Source organism: Umezawaea sp. (genome assembly GCF_036375055.1).
In the GTDB taxonomy this organism is placed as follows: Bacteria; Actinomycetota; Actinomycetes; order Mycobacteriales; family Pseudonocardiaceae; genus Umezawaea.
The window spans coordinates 25,256-46,767 of the sequence record NZ_DASUSQ010000092.1; the positions used below are offsets into that span (position 1 = coordinate 25,256).

18 protein-coding genes and 1 pseudogene are annotated in these 21,512 nt (G+C 74.0%); 4 read left to right on the top strand and 15 right to left on the bottom strand.

The window, feature by feature from the left end; genetic code table 11:
- Positions 1 to 570 precede the first annotated feature (570 nt).
- The 5 genes from VFZ92_RS25265 to VFZ92_RS25285 all read right to left on the bottom strand — a co-directional run bounded on the left by VFZ92_RS25265 (position 571) and on the right by VFZ92_RS25285 (position 7,465).
- A complete protein-coding gene (locus tag VFZ92_RS25265; protein ID WP_330878510.1) occupies positions 571 to 1,656 on the bottom strand; it encodes a hypothetical protein in 1,086 nt (361 codons plus the stop codon).
- Complete coding sequence (locus VFZ92_RS25270) at positions 1,653 to 2,597, bottom strand: hypothetical protein (protein ID WP_330878511.1); 945 nt, start codon at positions 2,595 to 2,597, stop codon at positions 1,653 to 1,655. Before VFZ92_RS25270 ends, VFZ92_RS25265 begins: the two co-directional genes overlap by 4 nt.
- A gap of 151 nt (positions 2,598 to 2,748) precedes the next feature.
- Positions 2,749 to 4,329 (bottom strand): BTAD domain-containing putative transcriptional regulator, encoded by a 1,581-nt coding sequence (locus tag VFZ92_RS25275; RefSeq protein WP_330878512.1) that lies wholly within the window; start codon positions 4,327 to 4,329, stop codon positions 2,749 to 2,751.
- A 53-nt stretch (positions 4,330 to 4,382) separates the two neighbouring features.
- Positions 4,383 to 5,924, bottom strand: coding sequence for a long-chain fatty acid--CoA ligase (locus tag VFZ92_RS25280; protein ID WP_330878513.1), 1,542 nt, complete (start codon positions 5,922 to 5,924; stop codon positions 4,383 to 4,385).
- Positions 5,921 to 7,465 (bottom strand): AMP-binding protein, encoded by a 1,545-nt coding sequence (locus tag VFZ92_RS25285; RefSeq protein ID WP_330878514.1) that lies wholly within the window; start codon positions 7,463 to 7,465, stop codon positions 5,921 to 5,923. The genes VFZ92_RS25280 and VFZ92_RS25285 overlap by 4 nt, the downstream gene beginning before the upstream one ends.
- 255 nt (positions 7,466 to 7,720) lie before the next feature.
- Between VFZ92_RS25285 and hemA the strand changes: the two genes are divergently transcribed.
- The gene (gene hemA, locus VFZ92_RS25290; protein ID WP_330878515.1) at positions 7,721 to 8,944 is read left to right on the top strand and encodes a 5-aminolevulinate synthase; all 1,224 of its coding nucleotides are present in this window, start codon (positions 7,721 to 7,723) and stop codon (positions 8,942 to 8,944) included.
- Positions 8,945 to 9,134: 190 nt separating this feature from the next.
- Here hemA and VFZ92_RS42520 read toward each other — a convergent pair.
- Positions 9,135 to 9,287 (bottom strand): annotated as a pseudogene (locus tag VFZ92_RS42520) (nitroreductase/quinone reductase family protein); the annotation flags it as partial.
- Here VFZ92_RS42520 and VFZ92_RS25295 point away from each other — a divergent pair.
- Together VFZ92_RS25295 and VFZ92_RS25300 are read left to right on the top strand one after the other, a co-directional pair.
- A complete protein-coding gene (locus VFZ92_RS25295) occupies positions 9,225 to 9,602 on the top strand; it encodes a hypothetical protein (protein ID WP_330878516.1) in 378 nt (125 codons plus the stop codon). The pseudogene VFZ92_RS42520 and the gene VFZ92_RS25295 overlap by 63 nt on opposite strands.
- Positions 9,603 to 9,694: 92 nt before the next feature.
- A complete protein-coding gene (locus tag VFZ92_RS25300; RefSeq protein WP_330878517.1) occupies positions 9,695 to 11,374 on the top strand; it encodes a serine/threonine-protein kinase in 1,680 nt (559 codons plus the stop codon).
- Here the strand turns inward: VFZ92_RS25300 and VFZ92_RS25305 are convergent.
- The 5 genes from VFZ92_RS25305 to VFZ92_RS25325 all read right to left on the bottom strand — a co-directional run bounded on the left by VFZ92_RS25305 (position 11,361) and on the right by VFZ92_RS25325 (position 16,967).
- Entirely contained in the window at positions 11,361 to 12,167 is an 807-nt protein-coding gene (locus tag VFZ92_RS25305; RefSeq protein ID WP_330878518.1) for an ABC transporter ATP-binding protein, read from the bottom strand. The two genes, VFZ92_RS25300 and VFZ92_RS25305, sit on opposite strands and share 14 nt — an antisense overlap.
- Positions 12,164 to 13,195: a FecCD family ABC transporter permease gene (locus VFZ92_RS25310; RefSeq protein WP_330878519.1), complete on the bottom strand. Its 1,032-nt coding sequence runs from the start codon at positions 13,193 to 13,195 to the stop codon at positions 12,164 to 12,166. The genes VFZ92_RS25305 and VFZ92_RS25310 overlap by 4 nt, the downstream gene beginning before the upstream one ends.
- A complete protein-coding gene (locus VFZ92_RS25315) occupies positions 13,192 to 14,238 on the bottom strand; it encodes an iron ABC transporter permease (RefSeq protein WP_330878520.1) in 1,047 nt (348 codons plus the stop codon). The genes VFZ92_RS25310 and VFZ92_RS25315 overlap by 4 nt, the downstream gene beginning before the upstream one ends.
- On the bottom strand, positions 14,235 to 15,269 hold the full coding sequence (locus VFZ92_RS25320; protein WP_330878521.1) for an iron-siderophore ABC transporter substrate-binding protein: 1,035 nt from the start codon (positions 15,267 to 15,269) through the stop codon (positions 14,235 to 14,237). Before VFZ92_RS25320 ends, VFZ92_RS25315 begins: the two co-directional genes overlap by 4 nt.
- Positions 15,270 to 15,485: 216 nt before the next feature.
- Positions 15,486 to 16,967 carry a carboxylesterase/lipase family protein gene (locus VFZ92_RS25325; protein WP_330878522.1) on the bottom strand — a complete coding sequence of 494 codons (1,482 nt, stop codon included), beginning with the start codon at positions 16,965 to 16,967 and terminating at the stop codon, positions 15,486 to 15,488.
- 82 nt (positions 16,968 to 17,049) lie between these two features.
- On the opposite strand from VFZ92_RS25325, the gene VFZ92_RS25330 reads away from it, so the two are divergent.
- Positions 17,050 to 17,640, top strand: a complete 591-nt coding sequence (locus tag VFZ92_RS25330; RefSeq protein WP_330878523.1) for a helix-turn-helix domain-containing protein — start codon at positions 17,050 to 17,052, stop codon at positions 17,638 to 17,640.
- A 26-nt stretch (positions 17,641 to 17,666) separates the two neighbouring features.
- On the opposite strand, the gene VFZ92_RS25335 is transcribed toward VFZ92_RS25330, so the two are convergent.
- The 4 genes from VFZ92_RS25335 to VFZ92_RS25350 form a co-directional block, all read right to left on the bottom strand.
- A complete protein-coding gene (locus VFZ92_RS25335; protein WP_330878524.1) occupies positions 17,667 to 19,187 on the bottom strand; it encodes a DUF4185 domain-containing protein in 1,521 nt (506 codons plus the stop codon).
- 31 nt (positions 19,188 to 19,218) lie between these two features.
- Positions 19,219 to 19,719: a hypothetical protein gene (locus tag VFZ92_RS25340; protein WP_330878525.1), complete on the bottom strand. Its 501-nt coding sequence runs from the start codon at positions 19,717 to 19,719 to the stop codon at positions 19,219 to 19,221.
- A 390-nt stretch (positions 19,720 to 20,109) separates the two neighbouring features.
- Positions 20,110 to 20,487, bottom strand: a complete 378-nt coding sequence (locus tag VFZ92_RS25345; protein ID WP_330878526.1) for a hypothetical protein — start codon at positions 20,485 to 20,487, stop codon at positions 20,110 to 20,112.
- Positions 20,484 to 21,509: a saccharopine dehydrogenase family protein gene (locus VFZ92_RS25350; RefSeq protein WP_330878527.1), complete on the bottom strand. Its 1,026-nt coding sequence runs from the start codon at positions 21,507 to 21,509 to the stop codon at positions 20,484 to 20,486. The genes VFZ92_RS25345 and VFZ92_RS25350 overlap by 4 nt, the downstream gene beginning before the upstream one ends.
- Positions 21,510 to 21,512 lie beyond the last annotated feature (3 nt).

A 21,512-nucleotide genomic window follows, 5' to 3' on the forward strand; every position in this document is an offset into this window, starting at 1 on the left:
GCCCGCATATCTCGCCTTCGCCGCCACCGGGCGGAACGGCCGCCAGGGCACCGCACCGTTCGTCCGGCCGCCGTTCACACCCGCGGCCCACGGGCGGACTCACCGCCACCAGGACAATCCACAACGGACGTGCTCGGAGCCTGACCCAGCGGACACTTCGCGGTCCATCCCTCCCGCGCGCGGGGTTCCGGCGTGCGACAGCCGGGTTTCACGGGTGCGGGGCGGTGCGGACGGAGGAGCCGGAATGCCACCCGTCGCGGGACGCGGCTCTGCGACGAGGGACATCAGGACCGGTCGCGCGTTCACCCGCCCGTGCTTCGAACCGGCCGGTGATGGCCACCACCGCGAGCACGAGAGGTGGAGCCTCGCGTGACGAGCTGGACCCGCGCCCCGGTTCCCGTGCTCGGCGCACCGCACCACCGAGCACGGGAACGCTCCGGCCCCGATGCCCGTGGCGGCGCCCGCACCGGGAGGCGGGACGCGAGTTCGGCCGGGCCCCCTCGACCGCTCACCGTCCACACAGGACCGCGACCCCCGTGACCGTCACGCTCCCCCGTGGAGGTCGAGCGGTCAGTACAGACCTTCCACCCCGGTGCGAACGGCCGCCAGCGGGCGCACGTTCGCCACGCCGTCCGCCAGTCCCGAGCTCGGCCGGTGGTGGATCGCCTCGTCCCGCTCCAGCACGTTGGGCAGGAACAGGTCCCGGTGCAGCACCGTCAGCCGCACCCGCCCCACCGCGCCCACCGGCACGACCGTACGACCGTCCGCGCGATCCACCACGGCCATCGTCACGTGCGGGTAGTTCGGCGTGTAGGGCATGAGGTCACCGCCCTGCTCGACCGGCAGCCCGGCCGCGTTGCCGAAGGTGTTGCCGTAGCTCAGACCGCAGATCCCGCCGTCGAGCGCGGCGACGAACTCGCGGTACATCCGCGGGCTGAGCTGGGTGCCGCTCAGCCGCACGCCCCCGAGCCGCGCCACGGCGGCGGGATCGCGGCGCAGCAACGCCTTCAGCAGCGCGGGCGTGGTGTTGAGGTAGTCGATCCCGCCGACCCGGAGGACGTCGAGGACCTGGTCGAGCAGGTGGTTGGTGTAGTCCGTGGCCTCGGCGAGCTTGCCCGCGCTGATCAGCCGCTTCACCCACCGCGGGTCCATGTCGATCGCGTAGGTCAGCCCGCCGTGCAGCCCGGAGGTCTCCCACGTGCCGTTGCCGATCAGGTGCGGCCCGGTCGGCGTCGCCTGCAACCAGCGGCGCCGCGGCTCGAAGCCCTCGGTGACGAACGACCAGCGCCGCCACACACCGCGGTGCACGATCATCTCGGGGGTGTAGAACACGCGGCACGGCGACCCCGTCGTGCCGCCCGAATCCCACACCCGCCCGGAGAGCGGGCGCGGCACGGCCAGCGGCACGAAGTCGGCGGGATCGTTGTGCCGCAACAGGTCGAGGTCGGTCGGCCCCAGGTCGGGAAGCTGGTCGTACCGGGTGATGTCGCGCGGGTCGAACGGCAGCCCGGCCGCCGTCCGCAGCCAGTACGGGCTGCCGGTCTCGGGGTCGAAGTGGCGCCGCACCACCTCGCGGGTCCACGCGTCGAGGTCGGTGCCCAGCCAGCGGTCGACCAGCTCGTCGCACTCGGCGGCCGTCGGGTCCGGCGCGGTCACGGGGCGGTGCCCAGCTCGACTCCCAGTTCGTAGCTGGTCAGCAGCAGCTTCTCGACGTCCTCCGGGCGCTGCACGTGCACCACCGGGAAGGGGAAGGACAGCAGCCCCTCCGGGATCGACCCGCCGACCACCACGCCCAGCTCCACGCCGCCCGCGTGCATCGCCCGCGTCACCTGGGTCAGGTCGATCGGGTCGACGGCGTTGCGCAGGAACACGTCCCGCACGTCCTCGGCCGTGGTCAGGCGCTTCTCGTCGAAGCAGGAGTACAGCGGCACGTCCGGCGCGGTGAAGGCCATGCCCGCGACGTGCGGGGCGAGCGCGTCCCGCAGGTGGTTCCGCAGCGGCGTGTGCACCGCCACGGCGCGGCCCGGCAGCACGGTCACCTGCCCGGCAGGCCGCTCACCCGCGACCCGGTGCAGCGCGTCCAGGTGTCCGGCCAGCAGGTAGATGCCCTGGGCGCCGTCCGCGGTGCGGCCGAAGTACCCGGCCCGGTACACCTCGCCGTCGACGGTCAGCTCGTCCGCGCCGTCCGGTCCCGGCACCGCCGCGATGGCCAGGCCCTCCTCGGGCCCGCCCGACGGTTCCTCGTGCGCGCCGGAGCGCAGCAGCACGTCCAGGAACGCGGGCCGGTCCACCGCACCGGCCAGGCAGGAGGCGGTCATCGCGCCCAGGCTCAGCCCGCCGATGGCGCCCGGCCGGATGCCCGACGCGGCGAGCTGGTCGTGCACGGCCAGCGCCAGCGCGGCCTCCCGCACCATGCCGATGGTCCGGCGCTCGCGCAGCTCGTCGGGCAGCTCCCCGGCGAGCATCCGCTCGACCGGCACACCGGTCAGACCCGAGACCTCGTCGTAGGTGCGCTGCACACCGGGGAACGCGTCGTAGAGCTCCGTACCTTGCGGCACGGCACCGACGCCGCCACCGAGCAGGTATCCCAGCGTCATCGCATCACTCCAGAACTGGGGCGCGGCACGCCCATCCGCGGGGGCTCCCGGCGACCGGAATCCGGTCGCTGGGCCGAAGTCTGCGCAGGGCGCATAGCGGCGGGGTATCGCGTTCCGCACTCGCGGCAGGCAATTCGGACAATCGGCTCATTCAGTCCACTGAGGTCGTGCCACCGGGTCGTTCGTCGAGCGTGAGCAGCGTGACGCCGGGGAATCCGCTCCCCCAGCCCTCGCGGTCCAGGCCGGGACGGGCCGTGGCCACGACGAGCATCGGCACCGCCCGACCACCGGACGCGACCAGCTCGACCAGCTCGCGCAGAGGACCTCCCACGGCCCGGTCGACGTCCTCGACGACGACCACCAGCGCGCGGTGCGCCGCGGTGAGCTCCAGGAGCCCGCGGACGGCGGCCAGCCGCGCCCACCGCTCGTCCGGGACCACCGGCCAGGGGTCACCGGTCAGCAGTTCTTCCAGGCAGGGCAGCAGGTTCGGTGCCCGTCCCGGTCCGGCCAGCCTGCGGACGACCACCCCGAGCCGCTCCAGCGCGGCGGCGGGCGGGTCGAGGTCGCCGATCCCGCAGCACGACCGGACCAGCGCGGCCACCGGGTCCGCGGCGGACCGGTCGTCGGCCGGGGCCCTCGCCACGAGGCAGCGGAAGGTCCGCTCCTCGTGCGCGGACGCCGCGAGTTCGTCCACCAGCCTGGTCTTCCCGCTGCCCGGCGCGCCGAGGACGGTGGCGAGGTGCGGACGCCGCCGCGACCGGGTGAGCGCCAGCAGCCCCCGCAGCACGTCGAGTTCGGGGCTCCGCCCGGCCGCGGCTGGCCGGGGTGGACGACGGGGGTCCGCCGCCTGCCGGGGGCGGTCCGGCGGCGCGAGCGGCCTCGGTCCCGCGCCCCCGATCAGCGAGAGCGCGGCGGGCTGGTCCAGCACCGGGTCGTGGGTGAGGATCGCGCGTTCGAGCAGCCGCAGGGCGCGGCCGGGTTCGAGCCCGAACCGCTCCCCCAGGTGCGTCCTCAGCCGCTGGAACACCGCGAGCGCGTCGACCTGCCGCCCGCAGCGGTAGAGCGCGAGCATGAGCTGGCCGGACAGCCGTTCCCGGTCGCGCCGCAGGTCGACGGCCACCTCCAGCTCGGCGGCGATCCCGTGGTGCCGCCCGCACGCGAGGTCGGCTTCGAAGCGGTCCTCCAGGACCGCGCTGCGCAAACCCCTCAGCTCCACCAGTTCCGACCACGCGACACCAGTCTCGACGAGGTCGGCGAGGGCGCAGCCGCGCCACAGGTCGAGGCCCTCGCGCAGCGCCGAGGCCGCCCGCTCCCAGTCACCCGCGGCGAGGTCGGACCTGCCCTGCGCGGCGAGGCGCTGGAACCCCGCCAGGTCGACGGCCGACGGGGCCACCCGGAACTGGTAGCCGGAGGCGTGGCTGAGCAGCGCCGCGACGTCGGCGCCGACCCCGTTGCGGGTCAGGGTCCCGCGCAGCGCGGAGATCGCGTTCTGGAGCATCTTGCGGGCGCTGGGCGGCGGGCCGCCGGTCCACAGCGCGCGCACCAGGTCGCTCGTCGTGACCACCTGGCCCGCGTTGAGCAGCAGGAAGCCCAGCGCGGAGCGCTGCACGACCCCGCGGACCGGCAGCGGGCGCCCGTCGACCGTCACCTCCAGCGGTCCGAGCACGCGGAACCGGACCGACGGCCGGTCCGGCAGGCGCACCGGCGCCACCTCCACCAGCGAAGTGCTCACGGTTGTGCCTCTCACCGGCGTGCCCCTCGGCCACGCGCCACGGAACCGGGGTCCTAGCGGCCCGCGTACCGGGCGACCAGGTCCCGCTTGAGGACCTTCCCGCTCGGTCCCAGGGGGAACTCGCGGGTGAACCGCACCAGCCGCGGGTACTTGTACGGGGCGATCCTGGCCTTCGCCCACTCGACGATGTCCGCCGCGCACGCCTGGTCGTCGGCCACGCCGGGCCGGGTGCGCACGACGGCGCAGACCTCCTCGCCGTACCGCTCGTCGGGGATCCCGATGACGGACACCTGCGCGATGTCCGGGTGGCGGGCCAGCAGGTCCTCCACCTCGCGGGGGTAGACGTTGTGCCCGCCCCTGATGACCATGTCCTTCTTCCGGTCCACGATGGACAGGTAGCCGTCGGCGTCCTTGACGCCCAGGTCCCCCGAGCGGAACCAGCCGTCCACGATCGCCTCGGCGGTGGCCTCGGGACGGCCGAGGTAGCCCGCCATCACGTTGTGCCCCCGGATCACGACCTCGCCGACCTCGCCGGGGGGCAGCAGTTCGACGCGGTCCGCCACGTCGGCGCGCGCGACCTCCACCTCTACGCCCCAGATCGGCTTGCCGACCGTGCCGGGCCGCCGGGGCCAGTGCTCCTGGTTGTAGCTGACCACCGGGGACGTCTCGGTGAGGCCGTAGCCCTCGTAGATCGGGCAGCCGAACACCTCCTCGAACCGCTCCAGCACCGCGACGGGCAGCGCCGACCCGCCGGAGAACGCGCGGTCCAGCGCGGGCCTGCGCGGGTCGGCCGCGGCGGCGTCGAGCAGGTCGAGGTACATCGTGGGGACGCCCATGAACACCGTGCAGCCCTCGGCGACCATCAGCTCCAGCGCCGAGCGGCCCTCGAAGCGGGACATCAGCACGAGGGTGCCGCCCGCCAGGAAGCAGGTCGCCATCCCGCAGACCTGCCCGAAGGTGTGGAACAGGGGCAGGCAGCCGAGCAGGACGTCGGTGGGGCGGAACGCGAACGGCGCGACCGCCGTCGTGGCGACGTTCATCACCAGGTTCAGGTGGGTGATCATCGCGCCCTTGGGCTGCCCGGTGGTGCCGGACGTGTAGAGCACGACGGCGAGGTCCTCCGGCGCGCGCGGCACCGGCACGCCCTCGGCGGGTTCGGCCGCCGCGGCGAGGACGTCGAGCCGCGGGTGCCCGGTCCCGTCGTCGGCCATGACCGTCAGCACCGGCACGCCTGCGGCCTCGGCGGCGGGAGCGCCCTCGCCCAGCATCTCGGCGCCGCACACCAGCCCGGTCGCGCCGGAGTCGCGCAGCACGTGCTCGACCTCGCCCGACCGCAGCAGGCCGTGCACCGGGACGGCCACGGCCCCGATGGCCAGTACCGCGAAGTACACCTTGGGGAAGTGCGGCGTGTTGGGCAGCAGCACCGCGATCCGGTCGCCCGCGCGGACACCGCGGTCGAGGAGCACCGCGGCGTAGCGGCGGGCGTCCTCCCACAGGTCGCCGTAGCCGATGCGCTCCTCGCCGAAGACGACGGCCGGGTGCTCCGGGCGGCGCCGCGCGGTGTCGGCGAGGATCGCGGCGGCCGACAGCGTCACAGGACCATGTCCTCGGCCACCAGCAGGGTCTTGTCGGGTTTGCCCGCGCCGTCGAGCGGGATGTGCTCGCGGAACCGGATCACGTCGGGCACGTGCTTCTCCGACAGCTCCACGGCGACGTGCGCGGCCAGCGCCTCGGTCGAGACGTCCTCGCGCGGCACGACGACGGCGTGGACGTGCTCGCCCCGGTCGGCGTCCTTCACGCAGTAGACGGCGGCCTGCGCCACGGCGGGGTGGGCCAGCAGGGCCTGCTCGACGGTGCTCGGCCGGATCTTGATGCCGTGCGCCTTGATCACCTCGGCCATCCTGCCGTGGATGCGGAGGTAGCCCTTGTCGTCCAGCGAGCCGAGGTCGCCGGTGTGCAGCCAGCCGTCGCGGATCGTGCGCGCGGTCAGCTCGGGCTCGCCCCAGTACCCGATCATGGTCAACGGCGACCGCACGCAGATCTCGCCGGTCTCGCCCGTGGGGAGCACCCGGTCGGTCTCCGGCTCGTGGACGCGGACCTCGGCCATCATCGGGCGGCCGACGGTCCGGCGCAGTTCGGGGTCGAAGTGCTCGGCCGGACCGAGCATCGTGATGCCGCCGGTCTCGGTGGTGCCGTAGAACTGCACCAGCCGTTCGCCGAAGACCTTGACGGCCTCCGCGAGCCGGGTCGGCGAGGCGGGGCTGCCCACGTACATGACGCCCTTGAGGGACGACAGGTCGGCCGTGTGCACGCGGGGGTGGTCGAGAAGCTGGTAGAGCTGGGACGGCGAGACGACCGCGAGGGAGATGCCCTCCTGCTCCACGGCGTCGAGGAACCGGCCCGCGTCGAAGCCCTCGTGGAACACGATGGTCCCGCCGGAGGCCAGGGTGTTGTCGGCCATGCCGCCGGTCGAGTGGCTGACCGGCAGCGTCGCGAGGTAGACCAGGGTCTCCCCGGACGACAGCGCGGCCTCGATGTAGAGGCGCCGCAGGCGGAACGGGACCGCGATCCCCTTCGGGGCGCCGGTGCTGCCGCTGGTGTAGAGCACCACGGCGGGCTCGTCCGGCCGTTCGGGCACGGAGTCGAGGTCGATCGCGTCCGGGTCGCCCGAGGAGAGGTCGAGCACGTCCTCGGCGAGCGGTTCCACGGCCGCGAGGCGCGGCGGCCGGTCCACGCCGTCCAGCAGTCGGCGGGCCAGCGGCAGGTTCGCCGCGTCCACGGCGAGCACGGTCGTGCCGGTGGCGCGGAGGATGTCGCGCCGGTGCCGCTCGGCGAGCTGGTCGGTCGGGTCCACGGCGTTGGTCGAGTGCAGGTGCACCACCATGGCGCCCGCCAGGTTCGCCGCGTACCGCAGGACGAGCGTGGCCGGGGTGTTGATCTCGGTCAGGATGGCCACGACCGGGCGCACGCCCTCGGTGACCGTCCCGGAGAGGACGTCCGCGGCCGCGCGGACCGCGCGGCTGAACCCGTCGGCCGTCAGCGACCCCCCGGAGAACGTCACAGCGGTGCGCTCCGGCTCGCGGCCCAGCACCCCGAGGATGGTGGAGACGTAATGGCCGGTCGGCGGTTTCGTCACCGTCGTCAACTCCAGTCCGCGTTTTTCCCGTCGACCCGCGAATTCGGATCACATTCTGCCGCCGCACAATGGCACGGCGCGCGTAGCGTCGCGATATCGTTCCACCGGACGCCAATCCGGACACCAATTCCGCGATGCCCCGATTACCGGCGAGTGGAACGCGGGGCGTTGCGCACGGCACTCCGTCGGCTACCTTTCCGGCAAGGGCAGCATTCTTCACCCGTGATCAACCGCGGAGCGGAGCGAATCGACGCGATGGAACGTTATCTGGACATTTTCTCGCACCTCACCGAGGGGTTCGAAGGCGGTAAGCGGGATTTCCTGGAGATCGGCCGGATCGCGGGCCGGTTCCCGTCGGCGACCGCGCGCGTGGCCGACGGCGCCGACCTCACCCCCATCAGCGTGTGGTGCAGCAACGACTACCTCGGCATGGGCCAGCACCCGAAGGTGCTGGAGGCTGCGACGACCGCCATCGCCGAGCACGGCGTCGGCTCCGGCGGCTCCCGCAACATCGGCGGCACGAACCACTACCACGTGCTGCTGGAAGCGGAACTGGCCGGGCTGCACGAGAAGGAGGACGCCCTCCTGTTCTCCACCGGCTATTCCGCGAACGACGGGTCGCTTTCGGTCATCGCGGGCAGGCTGCCCGACTGCCTGGTGTTCTCCGACGCGCTCAACCACGCGTCCATCATCGACGGCCTCCGGCACAGCAAAGCGGAGAAGCGGATCTTCCGGCACAACGACGTGGAACACCTGGCCGAACTGCTCGCGGCGGCCGACCCGGCCCGGCCGAAGCTCATCGTCGCCGAGTCGGTGTACTCGATGAACGGTGACGTGGCCCCGCTCGCGGAGATCGCGGACCTCGCCGACCGGTACGGCGCGATGACCTACCTCGACGAGGTGCACGCGGTCGGCATGTACGGCCCGCAGGGGGCCGGGATCGCCGCGCGGCTCGGCATCGCCGACCGGTTCACCGTCATCATGGGCACCCTCGCCAAGGGCTTCGGCGCGACCGGCGGCTACCTCACCGGGCCGTCCGCGGTGATCCAGGCGGTCCGGATGTTCGCGCGCTCCTTCATCTTCACCACCGCGATGCCGCCCGCCGTCGCCGCGTCGGCGCTGGCCGCCGTGCGCCACCTCCGCTCCTCCGAGGTGGAGCGCGACCGGCTGGCCCGCAACGCCGCGGCGCTGCACGCGCTGCTCGACGAGCGCAAGATCCCCTACATCTCGGGGGACTCGCACATCGTCTCCGTGCAGGTCCACGACGACGAGCTGTGCAAGCGCGCGTCGCACCTGCTCCTGGAGCGCCACGGCCTGTACGTGCAGGCGATCAACGCGCCCAGCGTCCCGCAGGGCCAGGAGATCCTCCGGGTGGCGCCCAGCGCGGTGCACACCGAGGAGGAGGTGGAGGCGTTCGCGCGGGCCCTCGGGGACATCTGGCGCGAACTCGGCCTGCACGACGGCCGGGACGCCGCCTGACCGGGGGCGGTGCGGCGGGCTCCCGCCGCGCGCCGCCGTCACCGGACCGGTTCCAGGGCCACCACGGGGATGACCCGGCTGGTGGCCCGCTGGTCGTCGCCCAAGCCGGGGTGCGGCGCGGTCTGACGGGCGTGGGCGCGGTTCCACCGCGCACCGGGACCCGCTCGGCGCCGACCTCGACCGTGGTGGCCTGGTCGGCCCTGAGGTTGTGCCACCACACCGGATCGGTGTCCGCGCCGCCCTTCGTGGCGAAGACGAGGTAGCGCCCCCCGTCCGCGAGGTGCGCCAGCGGGGTGACCTGCTCCGCGCCGCAGCGGGCTCCGGTGCCGCGCAGCAGGAGCAGCGTGGCGCCCGCGACGCGGCCACCGACCCGGCCGCCGCTCGCCCGGAACTCGGCGGTGACGGACGCGGTGGGGTCGTCGGGGTGGTCCACGCACCCCTCCGCGCCGCCGCCGGACAACGTCGCCGGGTCGGGGTCCGCGACGACGGCGATGGCCGCGTCCAGCGCCGCGCCGCGGGCGGTCAACGCGCGCTCCTCGCCCACCCCACCGCCTTCGGCGCGTCCGCACGGGGTGCGAACGCGCCCGATGGCCACCCGACCGCCGCGGGACGCGTGTCCGTCCGCGCCCCGCGCGGTGGCGCGGTTGATCAACCGTAGGATGGCTCACGTTCTCGCGGGAGCGCGCTCCGCGCGACGACCGCCGGGGCGTCCGGATCCGAGGCGCCCCCGACCCGCTCGAAGGGATTGCCGTGAAGCCGCTCGGTGCGTCCGACCCGACCGCGATCGGTCGGTACCGGATCCTGGCAGAGCTGGGCCGGGGCGGCATGGGCCGCGTGCTGCTGGGTTCCGGTCCGGACGGGCGGCTGGTCGCGGTCAAGCTGATCCACGTCGGGCTCGTCGGGGACGAGGGGTTCCGCGTCCGCTTCAGCCGCGAGGTCGAGGCGTCCAGGAAGGTCTCCGGGGCCTACACCGCCGCGGTCGTCGAGGCCGACGCGGAGGCCGAGATCCCCTGGCTGGCGTCGGTGTTCGTGCCCGGCCCCTCGCTGCACGACGCCGTGGCGGCGACCGGGCCGCTGTCGGAGGAGTCCGCGCTGCGCCTGGCGGCCGGGCTCGCGACGGCGCTGATGGAGATCCACCGGGTCGGCCTGGTGCACCGGGACCTCAAGCCCTCCAACGTCCTGCTGACCGACGACGGCCTCCGCGTGATCGACTTCGGCATCGCCAAGGCCGTGGACGACCCCGGCAACAACCTCACCCACGCGGGCTCGATGGTCGGCTCGCCGGGGTTCATGTCGCCGGAGCAGATCGAGGACGGCACGCTCGGTCCGGCGAGCGACGTGTTCTCCCTCGGCGCGGTGCTCGCCGCCGCGTGCACGGGCCGGAGCCCGTTCACCGGCGCGTCCACGCTCCAGACGCTGAACAACGTGGTGAGCGTCCGCACCGACCTCTCGGCGCTCCCGCCGCGGGTGCGGCACATCGTGGAGCGGTGCCTGGAGAAGGACCCGAGGAGACGGCCGCGACCGGAGCAGGTCCTCGACCTGGCGCACCCGGTCCCGCCGTCGGTGCGGCCCTGGCTGCCCGCCGTCCACCGGCTGATCGACGACCAGCGCGCCGCCGTCTCCCGCTTCCTGCCCGCCGGGCCGGGGTCCGTTCCCCTGGAGGAGCAGACGATCCGCGTGGCCGTGCCCCGGCCGCAGCCCACCTCGGTCTACGCCGCGGTCGAGCGCGCCCAGGTCCAGCACGGGGGCGAGGCACCGCCGCCGCCCGCGCGCCGGGGCCCTCGGTGGGGTGTGGTGGTCGCCGCGAGCGCCGCCGTCGTCGCGCTGGTGGCGGGCGGGGCGGTCGTCTGGCAGAAGTGGCCGCTGTCCGGGAGCGCGAGCGGCGACACGGGTGGGGCGTCGCGGAGCACCACCGCGGGCACGACCACCACCACGGCCGGTACCACGTCGACCACGACCTCGGCGAAGTCCTCCTCCCCCACGACCACCACCACGGCCGAGCCCCCGGCCCTGAAGGAGCTGCGGCTCTACTGGAACGGCGACCTCCAGGACAACGCGACCTGCGCGGACGAGAACTGCCTCGTCCGCGAGCGCGGCGGGTACGGCCTCGCGGGGGTGCAGGGCCGGGTCCTGGTGTCCCCCGAGGACGGCGCGGTGCCGCTGAAGAGCTTCTGGAACGAGGCCCGCGGCGACGTCGTCACCTGCGGCACCCAGGCGTGCGTGGACGAGCAGGCCGTGGTGGGCTACACGTTCCTCCGCGACGAGGGCTTCGTGTACAGCTCCCCCCGGCCCGGCACGGTCCCGCTGCGGCTGTTCTGGAACGCCGAGCGCGAGGACAACGCCACGTGCGCGACCGAGCAGTGCGCCGCGGACCAGGCGAGCGTCGGCTACGTGTACGTCCGGGACGAGGGCTTCGTCACCGCGGGCTGACGTGGTGCTTGCCCACCGGGAGCATGAGCGGCCTGCCCGAGACCGGGTCGACGATGATCCGGCACTCCAGGCCGAACGCGGCGCGCACGCCCTCCGCCGTCAGCACCTCCTCGGCGGTGCCCGCCGCGTGCAGGCCACCGTCGGCCAGCGCGACGAGGTGGTCGGCGTAGCGCGCGGCCAGGTTGAGGTCGTGCAGCACCATCACGATGGTCGTCCCGCGGTCGCGGTTGAGGTCGGTCAGCAGGTCGAGGACCTCGATCTGGTGGCTCACGTCCAGGAACGTGGTCGGCTCGTCGAGCAGCAGCAGGTCGGTCTGCTGGGCGAGCACCATCGCGATCCAGACGCGCTGGCGCTGGCCACCCGACAGCTCGTCGACGGAGCGGTCGGCCAGGTCGGCCGTCGAGGTCGCGTCCAGCGCGGCGGCCACGGCGACGTCGTCCTCCCGGCGCCACCGCGACAGGACGCCCTGGTGCGGGTGGCGGCCCCGGCCCACCAGCTCGGTGACGGTGATGCCCTCGGGGGCCAGCGGCGACTGCGGGAGCAGGCCCATCGTCCTGGCCAGTACCTTGGCCGGGGTGCGGTGCACCAGCTTGCCGTCGAGCAGCACCCGGCCCGCCTTCGGGGCCAGCAGCCGGGACATCGAGCGCAGCAGGGTCGACTTGCCGCAGGCGTTCGCGCCGACGATCGCGGTGATCTCGCCGGGCGGGATCACCAGGTCCAGCGAGGTGATGACCGCGCGGTCGCCGTAGCCGATGGTCAGCTCCTCCACCGCGAGGGTGTGGGTGGTGGTCACAGCGAGCCTCCGGCCCGGTTGGTGCGGACGATGAGGTAGATCAGGTACGGCGCTCCCAGCACGCCGGTGACGACGCCGACCGGGTAGCGCGCGCCGAGCAGGAACTGGCCGCTGAAGTCCGCCACCAGCACCAGCAGCGCGCCGACCAGGGCCGCCGGGATCATCAGCGACCCGCTCGGTCCGACGAGCCTGGCGGCGATCGGTCCGGACAGGAACGCCACGAACGCGATCGGCCCGGTGGCCGCCGTCGCGAACGAGATCAGGCCGACCGCGGAGACGATCACGACGATCCTGGTGAGGTCGAGGCGCACGCCGAGCGCCGAGGCAGCGTCGTCGCCGAGCTGCGTGGTGGCCAGTCGGCGGGTCTGGGCGAGCAGCACCGGGCCGAGGACGACCGCGGCGCACAGGACGGGGACGACGTCGGACCAGGCGACGCCGTTGAGGCTGCCGGTGAGCCACCGCAGCGCCTGCTGGAGGTCCCAGTTGCCCGCGCCGTCGAGCACCCAGTTGATGGCGCTGGTGAGCATCGCGGCCATGCCGATGCCGATGAGGACGAGCCGGGTGCCCGCGACGCCGCCCCGGTAGGACAGGAGGTAGACGAGCAGCGCGACGCCCAGCCCGGCGGCGATGGCGAACACCTCCACGGCGGCGCCGGACAGCGAGAGCGAGACGATCGCGAACGCGGCGGCGGCGCTCGCGCCCGCGCTGATGCCGATGACGTCCGGGCTGGCCAGCGGGTTGCGCAGCATCGTCTGGAAGGTCACGCCGCCGATGCCGAAGCAGAGCCCGACGAGCGTGGCCAGCACGGCGCGCGGCAGCCGCAGCCTGCCCACGGTGAACGACGCCCCCGGCACCTGCTCGCCGAGGACGACGGCGATCACGTCGGCGGGCGGGTAGAACCGCTGGCCGACCATGAGCGAGGTCGCGACGGCCGCGAGGACCAGCGCGCCGAGCAGCGCGATCACGGTGCGGCGGCGCCGGGACCGGCGGGTCCTGGTGCGCGCGACGAGGTCGACGGTGGCGCTCACAGGGCACGGACCTTCTGCCGTCGGACGATCCAGATGAAGAACGGCGCTCCGACGAGCGCGGTGATGATGCCGACGTCGATCTCCTCCGGCCGGGTCACCAGGCGGCCGACGACGTCGGCCGAGGTGAGCAGCACCGCGCCGCCGAGCGCGGAGAACGGCAGCAGCCAGCGGTGGTCGACCCCGATCAGCAGCCTGAACAGGTGCGGGACGACCAGGCCGACGAACCCGATGGGGCCTGCCGCCGCGGTGGCCGCGCCGCACAGCACCACCGCCCCGACCGAGGCGCTGAGCCGGGTGAGCGCGACCCGTTCACCGAGACCGGCGGCCAGGTCGTCGCCCAGCGCCAGCGAGTTCAGCCCGCGCGCGGTGACCAGGCACAGGACCGCGCCGACCGCGAGGAACGGCAGCACCAGCGAGATCCGGCCGAACGACGCGCCGCCGACCCCGCCGACGTACCAGGACCGGAACGTCTCGGAGATGTCGTTGCGCGCGAGCACGACCGCGCTGATCATCGACGTGAGCGCCGCCGAGGTGACCGCGCCCGCGAGGGCGAGCTTGAGCGGCGTGGGTCCACCGCGGCCGAGGGAGCCGACGGCGTAGACGAACACCGCGGCCGTCGCGGCACCGCCGATGGCGACCCAGACGTGGGCGGTCTCGCCGACCAGGCCGAAGGAGACCATGCCGGTCACGACGGCGAGCGAGGCGCCCGTGTTCACCCCGAGGATGCCGGGGTCGGCCAGCGGGTTGCGGGTCACGCCCTGCATCACCGCTCCGGCCACGCCCAGGGACGCGCCGACCAGCACGGCCAGCACCGTGCGCGGGACGCGCTGCGAGACGGCGGCCTGCGCCAGCGTGTCCCGCGTGCCGGTGAGGCCCGCGAGGACGTCGTCCAGGCCGACGTCGCGCGCGCCCGCCACCACCGACGCGACCGCGGACACGAGCAGGGCGGCGAGCCCGAGGAGCAGCCAGGAGGTCCGGACGCGACCGGGGTGCCGCGCGGTGGCGGCACCCCGGTCCTCTCCCCGGTCCGTCGACGTGGTCACTTGACCTTGTCGGCGGCGGCCGCGAGCTTGCCCGCGTAGTCGTCCAGCACCCACGACACGGACATCGGCGTCGGGTTGGCGGCGGTCCCGGCGGGCGAGCTGCCGGACAGCATCACCACGGCGCCGTCGGCCACGGCCCGCATCTTGGACAGCAGCGGGTCGGCGGCGAGCGTGCGGCCCACCTGCTCGTCGCCGTAGCCGACGACGATGTCGACGTCGTCGAAGGCGTCGATCTGCTCCGCGCTCTGCTGGAGGGCGAACTTGTCGGTGGACGCCGAGGCGGTGGCGATGCTGCCGGGCGTGGTCATGCCGAGGTCGAGGAAGAACTCCGCGCGGGTGTCGTGCGTGGTGTAGAAGCCGACCTGGCTCAGGTCCGTGGTGTCGAAGTGCGTCATGAACATCGTCGACTTGCCCTGGAGCTGCGGGTACTTCGCCTTGACGGCACCGATCCGCCCCTCGATGTCGGAGATCATCTTCTGGCCGTCGGCGGACCGGCCGATCGCCTTGCTGCTCAGGGTGATGCTCTCCCGCCACGGGGTCGCCCAGGCGGCCTTGGGGTAGGCGACGACGGGGGCGATCTCGCTCAGCGTCGTGTACTCCTCCTGCGTGAGCCCGGAGTACGGGGCCAGGATGACGTCGGGGCGGGTGTCGGACACCGCCTCGAAGTCGATGCCGTCGGTCTCGTCGAACAGGACCGGCGTCGGGGCGCCCAGCTCCTTCAGCTTCGCCGAGACCCACGGCAGCAGGCCGTCGGTGTCGTCGTCGCCGAAGTTGGCCTTGGCCATCCCCACGGGCACGATGCCCAGCGCGAGCGGCACCTCGTGGTTGGCCCAGGCGACCGTGGCGATGCGCTCGGGCTTCTTGCTGATCGTCGTCTTCCCGAGCGCGTGCTCGACCGTGACCGGGAACGAGTCCGCGGCGGGGGTCTGCCCCGCGCCGGCCTCACCCCCGCCGTCCCCGCTCGGGGACGAACAGGCGCTGAGGACCAGCGCGGCGGCGACGGCCCCGGCCAGGAAACGGCGTGAACGCACGGGAAGAACCCCTCTCATCTGCGGCAGAGCACCGGCGGCGGTGCCGCACCCCACGCGTCCGGTCGGTGGAGGTGACGCTCCCACCACGGCGCGAAGTGTGCTTAGCCTTGCCTAAGCTAAGCGGCAGACGAGGGGGTCGGAAGATCTACCCGGTGTGATCTGAAACCCGTTTCAGCGAGGTCCCGTGCCCGTGCGGTCACGCCCCGTGTCGACCACTCATCCGGGGAGGAACCCGGCGGCGGGCAACGGCCGTTCGACCTCGACGCGCCCCTCGAACAGCCGCGAGACCGCGGGCGCGGCGTCGGAGTACTCCGGCCAGTCGGCGGTGCCGTCGGTGGCGAAACGGAGCCAGGTCCGGTGGACGTGGTCGGCCAGCGCCTGCGGCGGGTCCTCCCCCACCATGCCGCGCGGGCCGGAGACCGAGGGCAGCGTGTCGAACACGAAGCCGAGGTCCACGCCGTGGGCGGCCCCGAGGCGCCCGCGGGAGGCCGGTGAGCGCCAGTCGAACTCGAAGAAGTGGGTGCGGCCCCGGTGGGCCGCCGCGTACCGCCGGGCGGGCAGGCGGAACGACAGGTCGCCGAGGACGCGCGAGAGCACCTCGCCTCCCCGGAGGCCGGGGTGCTCCTCGCGGTAGCGGCGGAAGAGGTCGCCGCCGCGGGGGACGAGGCGCCCGAGCGCCAGGCGGGCCGCCCACGCGGGAACGCCGAGCAGGCGGTACGGGGCGAACCACGAGTTCGCCTCGTCCTCGGTCGTGCCGATCAGCAGGTCGACCTCCCGGCCCGCCCCCGCGCGCAGGGCGTCGAGCGGGTGGACCGGGAGCACGTCGTCCCCGACGACCGGGTTGACCACCCCGAGGCCGAACGACGGGTCGAACCCGGACTCGTCCCGCATGGACACCGCGCCCGGCCGGGCGGCCTTCCGCAGCGCGGTGACGAGCGCCTCCGGGTCGACCGCCCGGAACCCGTCGCGGTCCGGCGCGACGCCGAGGGTCGAGGCGAGCCGGTGGGTGACGCGGTGGGCGATCTCGACCGGGTACACGGCCGAGCCGTGGCCGCTCTGCACGATCGCCCTGCCGAACAGCCCGACCGACAGCGGACTGGTGACCAGGGCCGACACGGCGATGCCGCCCCCGGACTCGCCGAAGAGCGTCACGTTCTCCGCGTCACCCCCGAACGCGGCGATGTTGGCGCGCACCCACCGCAGGGCGGCCAGGACGTCGCGCAGCCCGAGGTTCGTCGGCGCCCCCGGCACGGCGACGAAGCCCTCGACGCCGAGGCGGTAGTTCACCGCGACGACCACCGCGCCGTCGCGGGCGAACGCGCGACCGTCGTGGACGGCGGCGTCCTTGCTGCCCAGCACCAGTCCCCCGCCGTGCACGTAGACCAGGACCGGGCGGCGCTCGGCCCCCACCGGGGCCCAGACGTTCAGGGTCAGGTAGTCGTCCCCGCGCCGCCACCCCGGACCCGTGATCGGGACCGTGTCGATGCCGGGGAACGCGAGCGCCCCCTGCGGCGCGGACGGCCCCGGCACCAGCGCGTCGCGGACGCCGATCCACGGGAGCGCCGGTTCGGGCTCGGCGAAGCGCAGGTCCCCGACTGGTGGAGCGGCGTAGGGAACACCCAGGTACGCGGCGACGCCGTCGCGGACCGATCCGCGCACCCGGCCCGCGGTCGTGTCGGCCGACTCGTGGTCCGTCATGTCGTCTCCTCACGTCGATGACGGCACGCTACGCCAGGCTGGCACTCGGTGCCAACCTGGCGCGTCCGGTAGCCTGTCGGCCGTGCCCCAGCCACCGCCCGTGCCGACCCTGTGGGACAAGACCCGCGCCCTCGTGCACTCCCAGGTGACCGACGTCGCCCTCGACCTGTTCCTCGCCCAGGGGTTCGAGGAGACGACGATCGACCAGGTGGTGGCCTCGGCGGGGATCTCCAGGCGCTCCTTCTTCCGCTACTTCGGGACGAAGGAGGACATCGTGCTGGGCGACGCCGACACCCTCGGCCCGCTGTTCGCCGAAGCGCTGGCCGCCCGCCCGAGCGACGAGGACCCGTGGACGGCGCTGGAAAGGGCGGCGTCCGCCCTGCCGTCGTCCCGCTTCCCCGAGGACCGCGCGTTCGCCATCGCCAAGCTCGTGTTCACCACACCGTCCCTGCGCGCCCGCCACGCCCAGAAGCACGCGGCCTGGCAACGCGCCCTCGTCCCCGTCCTCCAGCGGAGGATGGGCACCGCCGACGGCCCGGACATCCGCGCCACGGCCATCGTCGCGGCGGCACTCGCGTGCCTGGACGCGGCGCGGGAGGTGTGGGTCGCCACCGGGGGCACCACCCCGTTCCCGGCCCTGTACCACGAGGCCGTCGCCGCGATCAGGGACTGAACCGTCCACACCGGACCCAACCGGCATCACGGCGGACCGAGCACCACGTCATCCACCAACACCCGCAAATCCCGCCCCGCAACCGACCAACCACCCACGAACACCTCCAGATCCACCTCAACCCCAACCGCGAAGTCCACGCTCAACCACGTGTACCCCGACAGCTCACCGAACGACCGCTCCACCACCACCCCCTGCCCGAACGGCCGCCGCACACCCAAGAACCCCGCCGAACCACGCACGAACGCGGTCAACCGGTACCGCCGCCCCGGCTGCACCACGATCGGCTGGAACAGGTCGTTCCACCCCGATCCGGGCCGCACCCACCCGTTGTTCGTGCCCGAGTGGGACTGGCCGTCGTAGTCGATCCCGCCGCGGCCGGTGACCCGCCACGGCGCCGGACCCGCGCCGGGCGGCCGGTTCTCGAAACCGCCGTCGTGCAGCAGGTTGGGGTCCAGCGCGACGTCACCGAGCCGCAGCCGCATCAGGCGCACGTGGTAGGGCCCCCACTGGGACATCGCGAAGTAGAGGTCGGGGCCGTCGGCGCTCGCCGGGTGCAGGTACGAGCCGTACAGGCCGGGGAAGTCGCCGTCGTGGGCCACGACCTGGCCGCCGGTCCACGGGCCGGTGGGCTCGGTGGCGGTGCGCAGCACGACCGCCCGCCGGGTGAGGTCGAGGTGCAGCGCGACCCACCGGCCCAGGTAGCCGTTGTACAGCACGGAAAGCTCGCCCACCGGGCCCGACATGACCGGCAGCGAGCTGTCCACCGCGCCGACCCGCCACCCGGCCGCGGTCCAGTACTCGTACGCGGCGGTGTCGAGGACGCGCGCCTTGGCGACGCGGGCGACGTGGGCGTTGCCGAACCTGCCGCTCGGCGTGCCGAAGAGGTAGGCGTACCCGTCCCGCTCGGCGAACGCGCCGAGCTGGAACCGGCCTCCTCCGCCGCTGTCGGGCCAGCGGGCGGAGGTGGACTTCACCCAGGTCCGGCCGCCGTCGTCGGAGTGGGCGATCCCGGCGTAGTTGGTGCGCCACTGCCCTTCGCCGGGTCCCCACTCCCGCACGGACATGTAGTGCAGGTAGTCGCGCGAGCCGTCGCTGAAGCCCGCCGTCGGGATCACGGTCACCTCCGGCACGGAGGGGTCGGCGGGCAGGACCTGCCGCGCGTGACCGGGCCGGTCGGTGACCATGGAGTCGATGGTCATGCCGTCGGTGAGGTCGGTGTCGGTGGAGTGGGCCAGGGTGTTGAAGCGCCAGTCCGCCGGACCGCCCGCGCCCGGTCCCGTCCAGTCCGCGCCGTAGGTGTCGCCGAACGCGGTCGCGACCCGCCCCCGGCTGTCCCGCCACATGATCCCCAGGTCGGTGGCGTGGACGGTGAAGCGCTCGGCGGTGCGGTTGACGTCGCCCGCGCCCTGCCCCGCCACCAGGGCGACGGGCTGGGCCGGGGAGAGGGTGGTGGTCTGCCGAATTTCGGCACGGGCGGTGGTGACGCCGGTCGCGGCGGTGGCGACCAGCGCCGCCGCCGCGACGAGTGCGGTGGATCGGGACATGTCCTTCCCCTCCGGGGAGTCGTGCGCCGGGTCAGCAGGTCCGGTTCACGTAGGCCGAGGACAGCGAGTCGTTGGGCACGGCACCCCACGGGAAGTTGCCGCGGCTGAACCCCGGCATCCCCTGGCGGGGGTCGGTGTCCGGCTGGCCGGCGAAGAACGTGCCGCTCGCGCACGAGTCCCACGAGCTGGCCTGGTCGTTGAGGTCCAGCGGCACGTAGTGGGTGCCGGGACCGCCGGTGACGCACACCGACCAGCCCGCGTCCCACTCGGGCGAGCCGTACGGGCCGTTCTCGTAGTAGGCGAACGAGCAGGCCTCCGCCGCCACCGCCGGACCGGTGCGGGTGGCGGGCGTCAGGCAGGTCCGCCCGACCTCGCTGCCGACGTCCGGGACGAAGGTGACCTCGCACCCCGCCAACGGCACGGCGGCCCCCTCGACGCGGCCCGCCGGAGCCGACGCGCTCGCCGCGTGCCCCCCGGTGGCCAGCAGCAGGATCGCACCCGCCGCGAGGAGAGTCGTCCGCTTGACGTCCATGAGAACCCCCTGATCGGGAAGTCCGGCGACTGCCGACCAGTCGCCGCGCTGGGGTCATCCCTAGCGCCGCCCGGTTGTTCACGGTCGGGCGGCGGAGGTGCGGAACGGGACGCCGAACAACCCGACCCGACGCCGGGGGTGGGTGCGGCACCCGGAGCGGCGCACCTCGGACACGGCTGCGTCCTCGCGCCGGGCGGACCGGGCGGACCGGGCAGACCGGGCAGACCGAGCAGACCGAGCAGACCGAGCAGACCGAGCAGACCGGGCGGACCGGGCGGACCGGGCGGACCGAGCGGACCGAGCGGACCGGGCGACGATCCGGTGACCACCGCCGCGAACGCCCGCGGGCCTGCCCCACCGCACACGACGACGGCCGTCCGGCGCTCGTGCTCACACCGGCGCTCGCGGGATCTCCCGGACGCGCCGCTCCAGGTCGCGTTCGATGCGGGACATGGTCTCCCCGTAGGCGCGGTCCAGGTCGATGCCCAGGCGGTCGGCCAGCACGAAGCTCCACCAGACGCTCTCGGCGAGCTTGTGCTCCAGCTCGGCCGTGGGATCGCCGGGGACGGCCCGGGTCCCCTCGTGGGCGAGCAGCAGCCTGCCGATGCAGCCGACGTCGTTGCCGAAGCCCAGCACGAGTTCGTGCAGCGTCCACGTCTTGCCGTTGAGGTGCTCCTCCAGCCGCTCGTAGAGCGCGCGCACCCGCAGTGCGCGGTCCTTCGCCGCCGCGAGTTCCCCGTGGTGCCCGGTCGTGGTGCTCTCCTTCACAGGTCGACGATCCGGCTGTCCGCGATGGCGGTGACGATTTCCGGACCGTAGGCGGATGCGGGCGTCTGGAAGCCCGGCCTGACGTCCCCGGCGAGCACCCGGCGGGCGATCTCGACGGTCGACAGCCGGGTGAAGCCGTAGCCGGTGGGGGTGTCGGCGAACGACCGCACCACGGTGCCGTCGTGGTCGGTGACCTCGACCGCGACCCGGCTCCTGCCCAGCGCGCGCTGCCGCTCGGTGGGGCCGTCCGGCAGGTCCGCCAGGTCGCCTGAGGGGGCGGGCAGCGCCCGGCCGTTCTCGAAGTACACCTCGATGTTCGGCACCCCGGTCGAGCGCCACGCCGTGACGAGGTCCCCCATGGGCAGCAGCACGGAGCTCTCCGGGCCGTCGCCGTAGTCGAGGAGGGCCGTGGTCGGCTCGGGCAGCGCCGTGATGCGGCCGTCGGCCCGCACGAGCGCGCCCAGCTCACCGATCGAGCCGTTGCTGGCGAGCGACCCGCGCGAGAACATCGACCCGCCCGCGAACACCTCGTCCGGGTCGGGTCCCCGGTAGAGCTTGAGGCCGATCTTGAGCGTGCGCGGGCGGGGCACGCGGCGCGCGGTGTGGGCGGCGAGGCCGTCGCTGGGCACGACGTCCCACCCGGCGCCGGGCAGGAGCATCACCCCCGCCGCCTCGGCGGCGTCACCGAGGGACTCCGCGAGCGCGAAGACGGCGTACTCGGCGGTGGTGTCGAGGTAGTGCACGCCCGCGCGGACGGCGGCCCGCATCACGGGGCCCGCGGTGCGGTCGAAGGGGCCCGCCGCGTTGAGCACCACCGCGATCCCGGCCAGCCCGGCGAGCAGCGCCTCCTCGTCGTCCACGGGGAACACCGCGGCGGGCACGCCGAGTTCCTCGGCGAGCGCCGTGACCCGCGCGGCGTCGCGGCCCGCGACGGTGAGGTCGAGGCCGACCTCCTTCGCCCGGTGGGCGATCAGCCGCCCGGTGTAGCCGGTGGCCCCGTAGACAAGCAGGTGTCCGTTCATCAG

Excerpts from the sequence above, each read along its gene's own strand:
- VFZ92_RS25270 (WP_330878511.1), bottom strand. The coding sequence starts at position 2,597 with ATGACGCTGGGATACCTGCTCGGTGGCGGCGTCGGTGCCGTGCCGCAA.
- hemA (WP_330878515.1), top strand. The coding sequence starts at position 7,721 with ATGGAACGTTATCTGGACATTTTCTCGCACCTCACCGAGGGGTTCGAA.
- VFZ92_RS25325 (WP_330878522.1), bottom strand. The coding sequence starts at position 16,967 with ATGACGGACCACGAGTCGGCCGACACGACCGCGGGCCGGGTGCGCGGA.
- VFZ92_RS25335 (WP_330878524.1), bottom strand. The coding sequence starts at position 19,187 with ATGTCCCGATCCACCGCACTCGTCGCGGCGGCGGCGCTGGTCGCCACC.
- VFZ92_RS25340 (WP_330878525.1), bottom strand. The coding sequence starts at position 19,719 with ATGGACGTCAAGCGGACGACTCTCCTCGCGGCGGGTGCGATCCTGCTG.
- VFZ92_RS25350 (WP_330878527.1), bottom strand. The coding sequence starts at position 21,509 with ATGAACGGACACCTGCTTGTCTACGGGGCCACCGGCTACACCGGGCGG.